This is a genomic window from Streptacidiphilus neutrinimicus (genome assembly GCF_000787815.1).
In the GTDB taxonomy this organism is placed as follows: Bacteria; Actinomycetota; Actinomycetes; order Streptomycetales; family Streptomycetaceae; genus Streptacidiphilus; species Streptacidiphilus neutrinimicus.
In genome coordinates, this window is sequence record NZ_BBPO01000077.1 from 19,342 (window position 1) to 32,266 (window position 12,925).

Genomic DNA, 12,925 nt, shown 5'->3' on the forward strand with positions numbered 1-12,925 from the left:
CCAGGACCCCCTGATCCCGTCGCCGCCCCTCCGGGGAAGGAAGCGCGCCGGAGTGGCGGCGACGTTCCCCGCCCACGGTGCCACCTATCCGCGGTGCCGGCACGTCACAATGGCCCACTTGGACGACCGTTGCCCTCGCTGACCCGCCCGGGCACCCGTGCTCAAACGGATGTGGTCTCGGTCAGCCGGTCGCACCGTTGACGCTACGACTGGCTCCCTTTTCGGTCGCCCTGGAGTCGGTGTGCGGGGTGAGTGCGGCGAGGAGGTCGCCGACGGTGGGGCCGGCGTCGGCGGGGTGGCGCAGTTGGGCAGTGCGGACGAGGCGGTAGCGGTTGTGGCGTCCCTCGCGGGTGTGGGAGAGGTAGCCGGCCGTTTCCAGGTCGGCGATGATGCGCATCACCGCCCGTTCGGTCAGCAGGCAGCGCAGCGCGATGTCGCGGACCCGGATGCCGGGGTCGCGGGCGATCTGGACCAGCACCCGGGCGTGGTTGGTCAGGAACGTCCACTGCGGTGTTCTGGCGGGGTCCTCCTGCATCTCCCCAGCATGTCCTGGATGACGTGCAATGGCAAACACGACACCATTTTCATGTCACTGTTGACACCCGTGTGATCACGGGGGACTCTGGAGAGGCATCCCGGACGCACCTGCTCGGGTGGATGCCGCGACGATGAAGGGGGCGCTGTGACCAGGGACGAACTTGACGCGCTGGCCGCCGCGCTGCGCGGGCACGGAACACTTCCTCGGTCCGTCGACCAGGCGCTGCAGGCCGTCGAAGCCTATCTGACGCTGGCCGAGGCCGGCCCCGACGCGCCCGCCCTGCGGTACGAGCGCGGCCGTGCGCTCGACCTGTGGCAGGCCCTGCAGGACACCGCCGCCGCGCTCGCCCTGCGCGCGGAGCCGCCCCGCCTGGCGGCGTGATGAACGGCAGGCCGGAAAGGTTCCAGGCCCGCTGCGCCACCGAGGACATCGACGGCGTGCTGGCCTACCGCCTCGCCGGTGACCTGGACCCGGGCGCCGGGGAGGTGCTCGCGTTCGACAAGGCCCTCGGCCAGGCTCTGGCCGACTTCCGCGGCGTCGTCGTCGACCTCGGCCTGGTCACCTTCTTCGGTTCGTCCGCACTGAACGCCCTGCTCGTCCTGCGCCGGCGCGCCGAAAGTCTCGGCATGCCCGTCCACCTGGCCGCCCCGTCCCCGCCGGTGGTGTGCGCGCTGGAGATCACCGACGCCACCGGCCTGTTCCGGATCCACCCCGACCTGGACGCGGCCCTGGCCCAGCTGACGATCCCACCGCCCACCGCGGGCCCGGGGCGCCCCTGACAAAGTCGCCACCGCACCCGACTCGTGGTGGGCCTCAACGGGCACGACAGACGGACATGGGCCGTCGCTGGCCACGCCCCTTCGGGGGCAGCCGCCTCGCGCTCAACGCGACGGCGTGGCCCCGGTTCCTGCTTCACTCATCCTGCGGTCTGGAAGCAGGGACGGGTGTCGGTCAGCTGCAGGACCCGGCGGACCAGCGCGGCGGGTGCGATCAGCACGAGCGGCGTCCGCTGTTCGGCGGCGGCCCGGCGCAAGCGGAGCAGGACGTTGAGGCCGGCGGCGCCGAAGAAGCGGACATCCGCCAGCTCGACCCACAGCTGCTGCGAGGGACGGACCTGTTGCAGGGCGCCCATGAGGGCCTTCTCCACAGAGGCAGCGTCGTCCGCGTCGACCTCTCCGGTGATCCGCCACAGCACCGCACCCCCGACATCGCGGGTCTCGGTGGTGACGTTCCGCGGCGCGGCCCGTCCACGGGCGCGCGTGCGCGTCAGGGGTTGCATGGCCTGGCCCCTTCCACCCCACTGGCCACCACCGGACGGCAAGGCGGTGGCACCGAAGACGGGCGGCGGGCGGCTCCCGGAAGCGCGACGACGGCGGTCGGCAGGCCCGGCCGGACCCACGGTGGATCTCGGACCGGATAACTTGACCGTACCCGCCCGCAAGGGCGTACACCGACCGGACGTCAAGATTCCGCTTAGACCCTTGGGGTCAGCCGGCCTTGCGCGTGCTGCGTTTCGCCGCGGGCGCCTTCTTCGCGGTCCTCTTCACGGCGGCCTTCTGCGCCGGCGCCGGCGTGTTGCCACGCTTCGCCTGCGACTCGGCGATCGACGCCTGCAAGGCGGCCATCAGGTCCACGGTCGGAGCCTGCGCCGCAGCCGGTTCGGCGCCGCGCTCGACCTCGCCGCCGCCGGTCTTCGCCGCGAGCAGCTGCACCAGGGCCTCGAGGTACTGGTCGCGCTCCGCGTCGAGGTCGTAGCCCTCGCTCATGGAGGCCATGAGCTGCTGGGCCATCTGGATCTCCCGGCGGTGCACGGTCTCCTCCGCGCCCGGCTTGCGGATGCCGGCCGGGGAGCGGACCTCGTCGGGCCACTTCACGGTCTGCAGGATCAGCAGGCCCTCGCGCTCGCGCAGGATCGCCAGACTCTCACGGTCCCGCAGCGCGATCTTCGTCACCGCGACCTGCCCCGACGCCCGCAGCGCCCGGGCGAGCAGCACGTACGGTTTCGCGGGGGCCTTGTCGCCCAGGCCGACGTAGTACGGGTTATCCCAGCTCAACGGGTTGATCTTCTTCTCGTCCACGAACGCGGCCACGTCGATGACGTGCTTCGTGGGGAGCGGCAGGGACTCCATATCCTCGTCGGTGAGGATCACCACGCCGCCGCCACGTTCTTGGCCGCGGCCGATCTCTTCCGGGCGCAGTTCCCGGTCCTCGGCTTCGCAGTACTTTCGGTAGCGGATGGGGCCGAGGTCCTCGGCATGGTACTGGTGGGCGACGGGGCCGCTGTGCGTCTCGGTCGCGCTGTACAGCTTCACCGGTACCGCGACCAGGCCGAACGTGATGCTGCCGCTCCAGACTGGCCTGCCAAGGGGACCCTCGGCGGAGGTGGTGCTCATGAGCCCACATTATGACCGTCTACGAACGAATGCGTCTCGATGGCCGACCGATGCGGGACTCAATTCTGCTCACGAAGGGTCAAGCGCCCCAGCGGGTGCATACGACTTCCTCCACCGGGTGACCCTGGAGCGGTGACCGCCGACCCGCTCGTGTCCGCTAGACAGGGGCACGCTGACGCCGCGCGCGACGTCGCCGGATGACGCCCAATCGGTCGGCGCATGAGGATGAGCAGGAGGCCGCCGCTGAACGGGGGGCAGCGGCGGCCTCGGTTCGAGCGTACGCCCCGTCAGGCCGGAGAACTCGGCAATGCCGGATACTCCGTGACTCCCTTGCTGACCAGGATGCCCGTGTGTCCCGTGCGGCGGGCTTCGGCGATGCGGGCGAGGCGACCGTGCTGCCCCCCTCGTCGAGCACCCCCGCCCACTGTTCGAGAGAGTGGACGGCGTGCTCGGTGTGCTCGGCCGGGTCGAGCCGGATCGCGCCGAGCTGGTCGTCGGTGAGCTGGCTGGCGTCGTAGACGAACCCGATCTTCGGGCATGGCCAGGCGGTGGATTCGGCAAGGTAATGCACCAGAAGAACCTGCTCAGGGCCGGTGTACTTGATGCCGGTCTCCTCGGCTCCCTCGCGGCACGCGGTGTCGAACGGTGTGATGTCGCCGTGGTCGAAGTCTCCGCCGGCCGGTTGCCAGATCGACGGGTTCCGCGCGGAGCACAGGCACAGGATCCGGTCGTGCTGGTCGGTCCAGTACAGGGCCCCGAACATGGTCGCGCGAGGGATCGTCTGGACGTAGTCGATGGGGTCGAGCCAGGCCATGGGCCCCCCGGTGTTGGGTGGTGGCAGCGGCCCGCTCGGGGGTTCGGGCCGCGGCCGCCGGGCGGCGCCTGTCCGCTCCGCCCACGGGCCACGGTAGAGGGGTGGGCGGGGCTCCGCTCGGCGGCCGGACCGTCTGGGGGCCGGATCGGGACCTGCCTACTTGCCGGGCCGTCCGAGCTGGTGGATGTTCCATCCGGCCAGGCGCCAGCGCTCCGCGTCAAGCGCGACGCGGCAGTCCACGAGCAGTGGGTTGGCGGGCAGGTTCACCAGGGCGTCGGGGTCGGCCTGCTGGTACTCGGGCCACTCGGTGGCCAGGACGACCAGGTCGGCGTCGGTGACCGAGGTGGGCAGGTCGTCGGCGTACTCGAGTTCCGGGTTGCGGTGCATCGCGGTGGTCACGGCCTGCGGGTCGTGGACGGTGACGACCGCTCCGCCCTGCTGTAGGGCGTGGGCCAGGGCCAGAGCCGGGAACTCGCGGACGTCGTTGGTGCCGGGCTTGAACGCGGCGCCCCACACGGTGACCCGGGCGCCGCGCACCTCGGAGCGCTCCGCGGCGAGAGCCCCCGTGATGAGGTCCATGGCGACGGAGACGCGGCTCTCGTTGATCCGCTCGGCGGCGAGCAGCAGGGCAGCGGCTTGGTCGGCGCCGAGCTGGCGCGCGGAGGCGGTGAAGGCGCGGACGTCCTTGGGCAGGCAGCCGCCGCCGTAGCCGATGCCGGGTCGCATGCCGCCCGCGCCGATCCGCGGGTCGATGCCGAGGATGTCTACGATCTCGGAGACGTCGGCGCCTGCGGCCTCGCACATGTCCGCGACGGCGTTGATGTAGCTGATCTTGAGGCCTAGGAAGGTGTTCGCGGCGCCCTTGGCCAGCTCCGCGGTCTGCGGGTCGGTGACGAAGATCGGGACGCCAGTGTCGATGATCCCGGCGTAGACGGCGCGGATCGCCTTCTCGCCTTCGGCGGTGGTGACGCCGGCGATGAGGCGGTCCGGGCGGAGCGTGTCCTCGACTGCGTGGCCTTCGCGCAGGAACTCGGGATTCCAGACGACCTCGACCTGGTTCCCGGCGGGGGCGAGGCGCTGGGCGAGGGCAGTGACGTGGGCGGTGGTGCCGACGGTGACGGTGCTCTTGCCGACGATGGTGCAGGCGCGGGTGAGGTGGGGTGCGAGCTGGCGGATCGCGCCGTAGACCTGGGCGCTGTCATAGGAGCGGCCGTCGGCGTCGATCGGGGTTCCCACGCCGATGAAGTGCAGGGCCGCGTGTTCGGCGGCTTCGCGGATGTCGGTGGTGAACCGCAGCCACCCGGAGTTGACGTGCTTGGCCAGGAGTTCGGGCAGGCCGGTCTCGAAGATGGGGCACTGACCGGCGTTGAGCCGGTTGACCTTGGCCTGGTCGACGTCGACGCCGACGACGTCGTGGCCGAGCTCGGCCATCGCCGCCGCGTGCGGGATGCCGAGGTGACCGCAGCCGATCACGGAGACGCGCATGTACGGGGTCCTTGTCTGATTAGACGTCGGGGCACAGCTACTCGGACGACATCGCGGCTCAGCTCGCCGCTGCAAGCCTCGTGCGCGCGCGGTGCAGCAGGTCCCGCACCTCGGGTTCCCTGCTCCATGGCCGGAGCGCCGTCGTGTACTGGCGGACATAGTCGCGGGCCCGTGTCGACTGGACTCGCGAAAGGATCTCCACGGCCCGGTCGCCCATCGCAAGCCCCTGCTCCAGCTCGCCCGCCTGCAGGTGCGTTGTCCCGAGCACGGTCAGGCGCAGACCTACCGAGCGGGCGAACGACCCCGTCGGCATCGCGTCGGCGTGCTTGTTCCAGCCGAACGCCACCTTCGGCTTGCCCAGGTCCCGCCATACCTCCACCGCGTCGCTGGAGAGCCGGGTGTGGGTCATGTAGCTGATCCACTCCGGGTCCGGGTCGGGCCAGCCGCGGCCCAGTTGTGTCTCCGCCTCGGCGAGCGCCCGCGCCGCGGCCCGCGGATCCCTAGCCCGGCCATGGGCCCGGGCCTCGACCATCTTCGCGAACGCCAGCACCCGCGGGCTCGCCGAGGACCGGGCCCGTTCGAAGGCGCCCTGGGTCATGTCGATCGCCTCCCCCGAGAAGCCGCGCAGCAGCGCCTGGAGCGCCATGGTCGTCAGCACGTGGCAACCCACGCCGGTGTCGCCGGCGGCGCGCGCGAGCGCGAGGGCCTGGATGAAGTGCCGCTGTGCGGCGTCGTGCTGGCCCATGTCGAGCGCAGACCAGCCGACCACGCGGGCCAGCTCGGCGGTCACGCAGAACAGCTCCGTGCCGATCTGGTCCTGGTAGGTGCCCGACAGCAACGGTGTCGCGCGCAAGCGCAGGCACTCGGCGACCGAGCTGGACTTCCAGCTGCCGCCGCCGTAGCGCGAGTCCCAGGAGCGGGCGTCGCTGGACGCCGCCCACAGCTCGTCGAGATCGGCGCGGCCGACTTGCCGGCCGCCGCGGTGACCGTGCAGGCGGGCGTCGGGCTGTACGAGCCAGCGGGTGACCGGTGTGGTGTAGGCCGCGACGGCGAAAGCGCCGCCGAGGAATTCGCGTCGGTGCACGGTGCTCCAGAAGCTCGCGGCGCCGCGCACGGCGTCGGCTGGGTCTCTGGGGAAATCCAACCCCATCTCGGGGCCGTCGTCGGGGACGCCGCACATGCCGATTTCCGCCAGGCTGACGGGTCGCCCGAGGCGTTCGCCCAGCGCAACGGCTATCGCATCCGGTGCCGGCGGGTCGGGGATCATTCCTCGGACGACCCAGTTCGCGACACTCGTATGGGTGTAGGCCCTGCGGTGACCGCGCTGTTCGCACAGCTGGTTCACTCGCGGCGCGAAGGACTTGCGGGTCCAGCCGCTGGCCGTCAGCAACCGGTCCAGGGCCGTGTTGGGCCCGCGCGATCGAGACGCGGTGGCCATGAGCACCCTCCTGGCAGGCGGGGTCCGGGGTTCGAGAGTAGGCCCGCAGGCGGCGGGTGCGTAGCCGGTTCTGTGATCTGTGGGCCCCCCTTGTGTGCCTGCCCGCCGGCGCGGTGCGGCGGTGTTCTGGATTCACGGCGGACCGGTCCCACGAAGGGGTGAGGGCGGGCGCTTGATCCTCCAGGATGGTGGTGCTCTTATGCGGCTGCTCGTCACCGGCGGCGCCGGCTTCATCGGCTCACACTTCGTCAAGCGCATGGTCGCCGCGGCGGACGTCGAGCACATCACGGTCCTCGACGCGCTGACCTACGCGGGGAACCTGGACAACCTCCGGCCCGCGCTGGACTCGCCGAAGCTGTCCTTCGTCCACGGCAACATCCTCGACCCGGAGCTCGTGACCACGCTGATGGCCGAGCACGACCAGGTGGTGCACTTCGCCGCCGAGTCCCACGTCGACCACTCCTTCTACCAGGCCGGGGCCTTCGCGGCGACGAACGTGCTCGGGACGCAGAGGCTGCTGGATGCCGCGTCGAAGGCGGACATCGCGAAGTTCGTCCACGTGTCCACCGACGAGGTCTACGGTCCGCTGCTGGTCGGGGCCGCGGCCGAGGACGCGCCGCTGCGCCCCACCGTCCCCTACGCCGCGTCGAAGGCTGCCAGCGACCTCCTCGCGCTCTCGTACAGCATCACCTTCGGCCTGCCGGTGTGCGTCACCCGCTCCTCGAACAACTACGGGCCGAACCAGCACCCCGAGAAGGTCATCCCCCGATTCGTGTCCAGCCTCCTGGACGGCGACAAGGTCACCATCCACGGCCACGGCCAGCACGTGCGGAACTGGCTGCACGTCGAGGACAACTGCGCCGGCGTCGAGCTGGTGCTCCGAGGTGGCCTGCCCGGCGAGGTCTACAACCTCGGCTCCGGAACCGACCTGACGAACCGCGAACTGACCGCGCTGCTGCTGACGGCGTGCGACGCGGACTGGAGCCGCGTCACCTACGTGCCGGACCGGCAGGCCAACGACCTGCGCTACGCCATGGAGTGCACCAAGGCCGAGGGGCTCGGCTACAAGCCGCAGCGCAACCTCCAGGAGGGCCTCGCCGAGACCGTCGACTGGTACCGCCGAAACCCCGACCGCTGGGCACCGCTGCTGCGCAACCGCGCCGCCGCGGGACCGCACGTCGCCCTCAACCTCGAATAGGAGGCGCAGCATGCCTGGAAACTGGCCGCTGAACCCGCTGCTCGTACTCGGCGCATCGGAGGAGCACATCCCCCTCTACCAGGAGGCCGCACGCCGAGGAATCCCGACCGTCGCCGTCGACATGCGGTCGGACGCCCCCGCGTTCCCCTTCGCCGACGCGGCCATGACGCTCTCCACGCGAGACGCCGATGCCATCGCCGAGGCGCTGGGCGCAACGCGGCCCGCAGGAATCGTGGTCGGCGCGACCGACGCCGCGCTGCCCACCTGGCGCGTCCTGGGCCTGCGCTACGGCATGCCCTACGTGTACCCCGAGGCCGCCCTGGCGGGTCTGGACAAGGCCGCCTTTCACCAGGTCGTCGCGGACTGCGGTGTCGCCGGGTACGGGTGGGCCGCATCGGACGACCCGGGCGAGGTCGCCGCCAAGGCGGCACGGTTGCGCTTCCCGGTCGTGGTCAAGCCGGTGGACGGATCGGGCAGCAAGGGCATCACCCGCGTCGCCCACCCCGACGGCCTCCCCGATGCCATCGCCCGCGCACGCGCCTACTCCGCCTCTCGGACCGTGATCGCCGAGGAGTTCGTCCAGGGCCGGCAGCTGACCATCGACCTCTTCCTGCGCGACGGCAGGTCGGCCATGACCTGCATCAAGGACCAAGCCCTCGTGCCCGGCAAGAGCGTCGTGCGGCGGATCAGCACGGCGCAACTCTCCCCGGCGGAGCACGACCACCTTGAGGGAGTCGCCGAGCAGTTGTGCGGTGCGCTGGGCATCACCGACGGGCCCGCGAACTTCGACCTCGTCCTCGGCGAGGACGGCCAGGGCCGCATCGTCGAAGCCAACCCGCGCCTGAGCGGGGACAGCATCCCGCGCCTGCACGAGGCCGCCCTGGGCGTCAACGTCGTGGGCGCGCTCATCGCACTCGCCCTCGGGCAGCCGTTCGACTATCTGACGCCGACGCGCAACGCGCACGCCGCCGTGGAACTCCTCGGCTCCCCCCTCGACGTGGAAGGCGAGCTGGCCCGGTGGGATGGAGTCACCGACGCCCGCAACGTGCCCGGCATCACTGGCATCGAGCTGTACGCCAAGCCCGGAGACCTGGTGCACCCGCATGACCAGTCCGGCCACAAGATCGGCATGATCACCGCCGCCGGACCCTCGCCCACACAGGTGTCCGCGGCCCTGGACAAGGCCACCTCGCTGCTCCGACCGATCATCCGACCGACCTGGGAGGCATCGTGACCACCCCCTCGCGGCCCGACGCCGCACGCAACGCCAGCCCCTACCTGTACGGGACGGAACTGGAAGCGGTGAGCCAGGTGCTGGCCGACGGCCAGTACGGGCACACCGCCGTCACCGAGCAGTTCGAGCAGGAGATCGCCCAGTACCTCGGCGTCCCGGACGCCGTCGCCGTCACCTCCGGCACCGCCGCGCTGCACTGCGCTCTGCTGGCCGCCGGCGTCGGCGCGGGGGACGAGGTGGTCGTGCCGTCCATGACGTTCTGCGCCACCGTCCAGGCGGTCCGCGCCGTCGGCGCGGTGCCCCGCTTCGTGGAGGTCAACCCGGACACCCTGTGTGTGGAACCGGACGCGGTCCTGGCCGCACTCACCAGCCGCACGCGGGCGGTACTGCCAGTGCTGTACGGCGGCCGGGCCTTGGACCTGGGCGCGGCCAACGACACCTTCCATGAGCGCGGCATCGCCGTGATCGAGGACGCAGCGCACGCTTTCGGTTCCCGCCTCAACCACCTGCGTGTCGGCGCGACCGGGGCACTGACGTGCTTCTCGTTCGGGCCGATCAAGAACCTCACGTGCGGTCAGGGCGGCGCGGTCATCCCGCGCACCTCTGGCGAGGCCAGGAAGCTGCGGGGCCTGCGGATGCTCGGCGTCGTGCAGTCGCAGGCCGAGCGCCAGGCCACCACCGGCTACACCGTGGACGGCTTCGGGTTGCGCTACCAGCTGTCGGCGATCAACGCTGCCATCGGCCTCGCCCAGCTGCGCCGCTTCGCCGAAGCGGAGAAGACCCGGCGGGAGCTGTGGTGCGCCTACCGCGACGCGCTGCGCCCGGTGGACGGCGTGACGCTGGTGGACGTGAACGTCAGCCACAGCGTCCCGCACCTGTGCGTGGTGCGCGTGCGGCATCGCGAGCAGGTGTTCCGGCTGATGAAGGAGCGAGGCATCGCAGTCGGTGTCCACTATCCCCCCAACCACCTCCAGGAGGCGTTCAAGCCGTGGCACCGACCGCTGCCGGTCACCGAACAGGTCGGCGAGGAGATCCTGAGCCTGCCGTTCCACCAGCACCTGACCGTGACCGAAGTCCACCACGTGGCTGCCTCGCTCGCGGACGCCGTCGCGCAGGCGCAGGCAGGCGGAGCGCAGTGAACCTGCTCGGCGACCGCGCCGACTGGACCCGTGCCGCAAGCCCGTCAGCTGGCAGCGTCTAGCAGCACGTCGACCAGCCGCTCCGCAGCATCCGGGCGCCCCAGCAACTGCGCCCGATGGCCCACCTGTCCGCGGCGTCCCGGATCCGCAAGCAGCGGCTCCAGGGCGCCGCGCAGGCCTGCTCCGTCCACCTCGCCGACCAGCGCCACCGCGGCGCCCTGGGCCTCGAGATGCTGCGCGTTGTGGGTCTGCTCGTTGCCGGCCGACGACGCCAGCGGCACCAGCACTGCCGGCTTCCCGAGCGCTGTCAGTTCCGCGATCGTGCCCGCGCCGCTGCGCGAGACCACCACGTCGGCGAGCGCCAGTACGCCCGGCAGCTCGGCGCCCACATACCCGGTCAGGAAGTAGCGGGACGCCAACTCCGCCGGGAGCGCGATCGCCGCGGGCCGCAAGCCCTCCACGTTCGCGGGCCCACACTGGTGAACCAGGTTCGCCCGGGAAAGAAGCCACGGCAGGATGCCCCGCACCAACTCGTTGATCTGCTGCGACCCCTGCGCGCCACCCGTCACGTACACCGTCGGCAGCGCCCGCTCGAAGCCCCACAGGCCGAGTGACTCGACGGCTTTCTCCGCATGACCCGTCAGCACCTCGGCCCGGACCGGGTTCCCCGTCACCACGGCGGTCGCCCGCACCTGCTCGGGCAGCAACTCCAGCGTCGCCTCAGACGACACCGCGAACCGCGCTGCGGCCCGCGCGAGCGAGCGGTTCGCGAGCCCGAGGCGCACCGTCTGCTCGTGGACCACCAGCGGGCGCCGGCACATCTTCGCCGCCAACCCCACCGGAACGGCCACGTATCCGCCGGTCGCCAGCACCACGTCGGGGCGGAACTCGGAGACGATCGACCGGGCCTGGGCCACGCCCAGCGGCACGCGGCTCATGTCGCGCACGTTCGCGGGCGACACCAGCTTCAGCGGGTTCGCCGAACGGCGCACCTTCCCCGTCGCCACGGACCGGAACGCGATGCCCTCGGCGGTGGCGACCCGCTCCTCCAGACCGCCTGCAACGCCGACCCACAACACATCCAGCGCGCGGCCCACCCCGGCAAGCCGGATCTGAAGCGTACGGACCGCGGTCAAGGCAGGGTAGGTATGGCCGCCGGTACCTCCGCCGGTCACGATCAAGCGAAACGACGGAGCCGCGCCAGCACCGGAACTCATCAGTGAACTCCCACCTCGTGCAGATGACACCACACTAGCCACAGCGACCAGCCGTACACCGCACGCAATTCGGTGTGCGCGGCAGAGCTCCCGTCCGGACAACACTCGGCTCGGTCCGCCTGAGTACCTGTTTCTGAACCCAGAGCGTCGCGAATCGTGGAACCTGCGAACTCGCCGCGGTGTAGTACCGACGGTCGCCCAGAGGGCGAGTCGCATCATTCATGGACCGCCTTCGGCCTGCGGCCAGGGCGCGGTCATGCCTCCGGGACGGGTCTGCCCACCTGTAACATCGCCGTCCTTCCCAGCTAGCCCCAACCGGGGGTCGGCGGGAGAGGCCACGGCGGTGGGGTGGGGAGCGGGTCGGTCGTGCTGAGGGGGGTGCGGCCAGCCAGCCAGGCGAGCAGGGTGGGGGCGGGGGCAACTACCGCGGGGCCGGTGGGGGAGAGGGGCCAGGACTGATTCAGGTCGGTGGCCGTCAACTTGGCGACCGGGAAAGAGCGGGCAGTCAGGCTGGCGATGGTGTCGGTCAGTGCCCAGCGTACGTAGCCGGCGGGCCAGTCGGCGAGGGCGTAGCCGAGGTCCAGGTCCAGGTGGTGGGTCTCCAGCTCGCGCTGGCATCGGTTGAGGGTGAACCAGGCTGGGTGCCGCCAGCCAGCGAGCGCGGTGACCGTGGTCTCCCAGGACTCGGCGGGCATGGCGGCGGCGTCGGTGAGCAGCTGGTCCAGGCTCGCGCGGAGTCCGTCGGGGCGCGGCGGGGGCTGCTCGGTGCCCCGGGCGAGCGCGAGCAGCCGGATGTACGCGTGCGCCGCCCCGGTGAGGTGGTCGAGTACATCGGCGCGGGTCCAGTTCGGCAGGGCGGAGGGCTCGCGAAGGGCCTCCTCGTCCAGTTCCTCCACTGTGCTCAGCAGGCGATCAGCCGACGCGCGGACGTCCTCGATGGTGATCCGGATCATGGACGCATCGTAGGGCCCAACTGGCAGACTGATCATCAGACATCTCCTCGGGAGGCCTGATGCAGCATCACACCCGCCCGGCCGGCAGCCCGCCGGTCAACGGCTACAGCCACGCCGTCACGTTCGCCGGCCCGATGGTCGCGGTCTCCGGCCAGGTCCCGGTCAACGCGGACGGCCAGCTCGTCGGCGAGGGCGACCCGCAGGCGCAGCTGCGCCAGGTCTTCGCCAACCTGGCCACCGCCCTCGGCGCAGCGGACGCGGGCTTCGCGGACGTGGTGAAGCTGACCGTCTTCCTGGTGGACCTGGCCGACCTCCCGGCCTTCCGTCAGGTCCGGGACGAGTACCTGGACCCGGCCCGCCTGCCCGCCTGCTCCCTGGTCCAGGTAGGGGGGCTGGTCCACCCGGCATTTCGGGTGGAGATCGACGCGCTGGCGGCACTGCCGTCGTGATCGACACGTCAGGCGACTCGGTGCGCCCAGGCACGTACGGCGCCGCCGCGGGCCTGACCGCCGTCCT

At 71.3% G+C, this 12,925-nt stretch carries 14 protein-coding genes; 6 read left to right on the plus strand and 8 right to left on the minus strand.

The window, feature by feature from the left end; translation table 11 throughout:
• Positions 1-181: 181 nt before the first annotated feature.
• Positions 182-535, minus strand: coding sequence for a helix-turn-helix transcriptional regulator (locus tag TR48_RS32095; RefSeq protein WP_042373878.1), 354 nt, complete (start codon positions 533-535; stop codon positions 182-184).
• 147 nt (positions 536-682) lie between these two features.
• On the opposite strand from TR48_RS32095, the gene TR48_RS32100 reads away from it, so the two are divergent.
• Together TR48_RS32100 and TR48_RS32105 are read left to right on the plus strand one after the other, a co-directional pair.
• A complete protein-coding gene (locus TR48_RS32100; RefSeq protein ID WP_042373879.1) occupies positions 683-919 on the plus strand; it encodes a hypothetical protein in 237 nt (78 codons plus the stop codon).
• Positions 919-1,317, plus strand: coding sequence for an STAS domain-containing protein (locus tag TR48_RS32105; RefSeq protein ID WP_052443224.1), 399 nt, complete (start codon positions 919-921; stop codon positions 1,315-1,317). Before TR48_RS32100 ends, TR48_RS32105 begins: the two co-directional genes overlap by 1 nt.
• A 137-nt stretch (positions 1,318-1,454) precedes the next feature.
• Here TR48_RS32105 and TR48_RS32110 read toward each other — a convergent pair whose 3' ends face one another.
• The 5 genes from TR48_RS32110 to TR48_RS32130 all read right to left on the minus strand — a co-directional run bounded on the left by TR48_RS32110 (position 1,455) and on the right by TR48_RS32130 (position 6,668).
• On the minus strand, positions 1,455-1,817 hold the full coding sequence (locus TR48_RS32110) for an STAS domain-containing protein (protein WP_042373880.1): 363 nt from the start codon (positions 1,815-1,817) through the stop codon (positions 1,455-1,457).
• Positions 1,818-2,025: 208 nt separating this feature from the next.
• The gene (gene ku, locus TR48_RS32115) at positions 2,026-2,931 is read right to left on the minus strand and encodes a non-homologous end joining protein Ku (RefSeq protein WP_042373881.1); all 906 of its coding nucleotides are present in this window, start codon (positions 2,929-2,931) and stop codon (positions 2,026-2,028) included.
• A gap of 157 nt (positions 2,932-3,088) precedes the next feature.
• Positions 3,089-3,745 carry an NUDIX domain-containing protein gene (locus tag TR48_RS39445; protein WP_052443225.1) on the minus strand — a complete coding sequence of 219 codons (657 nt, stop codon included), beginning with the start codon at positions 3,743-3,745 and terminating at the stop codon, positions 3,089-3,091.
• Between the two features lie 156 nt (positions 3,746-3,901).
• Positions 3,902-5,230, minus strand: coding sequence for a UDP-glucose dehydrogenase family protein (locus tag TR48_RS32125; protein ID WP_042373882.1), 1,329 nt, complete (start codon positions 5,228-5,230; stop codon positions 3,902-3,904).
• Between the two features lie 58 nt (positions 5,231-5,288).
• Complete coding sequence (locus TR48_RS32130) at positions 5,289-6,668, minus strand: NsdA family TPR-like regulatory protein (RefSeq protein ID WP_042373883.1); 1,380 nt, start codon at positions 6,666-6,668, stop codon at positions 5,289-5,291.
• A 199-nt stretch (positions 6,669-6,867) separates the two neighbouring features.
• Here TR48_RS32130 and rfbB point away from each other — a divergent pair, with 199 nt between their 5' ends.
• Genes rfbB through TR48_RS32150 form a run of 3 tightly spaced genes read left to right on the plus strand, consistent with a single transcriptional unit; the run spans position 6,868 to position 10,239 of the window.
• Entirely contained in the window at positions 6,868-7,866 is a 999-nt protein-coding gene (rfbB, locus tag TR48_RS32135) for a dTDP-glucose 4,6-dehydratase (protein ID WP_042373884.1), read from the plus strand.
• 10 nt (positions 7,867-7,876) lie between these two features.
• The gene (locus TR48_RS41130; RefSeq protein ID WP_084729935.1) at positions 7,877-9,100 is read left to right on the plus strand and encodes an ATP-grasp domain-containing protein; all 1,224 of its coding nucleotides are present in this window, start codon (positions 7,877-7,879) and stop codon (positions 9,098-9,100) included.
• The gene (locus tag TR48_RS32150; protein ID WP_042373885.1) at positions 9,097-10,239 is read left to right on the plus strand and encodes a DegT/DnrJ/EryC1/StrS family aminotransferase; all 1,143 of its coding nucleotides are present in this window, start codon (positions 9,097-9,099) and stop codon (positions 10,237-10,239) included. Before TR48_RS41130 ends, TR48_RS32150 begins: the two co-directional genes overlap by 4 nt.
• A gap of 44 nt (positions 10,240-10,283) precedes the next feature.
• Here the strand turns inward: TR48_RS32150 and TR48_RS32155 are convergent, their stop codons facing one another.
• Both TR48_RS32155 and TR48_RS32160 read right to left on the minus strand, forming a co-directional pair.
• Entirely contained in the window at positions 10,284-11,456 is a 1,173-nt protein-coding gene (locus TR48_RS32155) for a UDP-N-acetylglucosamine--N-acetylmuramyl-(pentapeptide) pyrophosphoryl-undecaprenol N-acetylglucosamine transferase (RefSeq protein WP_042373886.1), read from the minus strand.
• Positions 11,457-11,761: 305 nt separating this feature from the next.
• Positions 11,762-12,409 carry a maleylpyruvate isomerase family mycothiol-dependent enzyme gene (locus TR48_RS32160; RefSeq protein WP_042373887.1) on the minus strand — a complete coding sequence of 216 codons (648 nt, stop codon included), beginning with the start codon at positions 12,407-12,409 and terminating at the stop codon, positions 11,762-11,764.
• A gap of 56 nt (positions 12,410-12,465) precedes the next feature.
• Between TR48_RS32160 and TR48_RS32165 the strand changes: the two genes are divergently transcribed.
• Complete coding sequence (locus tag TR48_RS32165) at positions 12,466-12,858, plus strand: RidA family protein (protein WP_042373888.1); 393 nt, start codon at positions 12,466-12,468, stop codon at positions 12,856-12,858.
• Positions 12,859-12,925 lie beyond the last annotated feature (67 nt).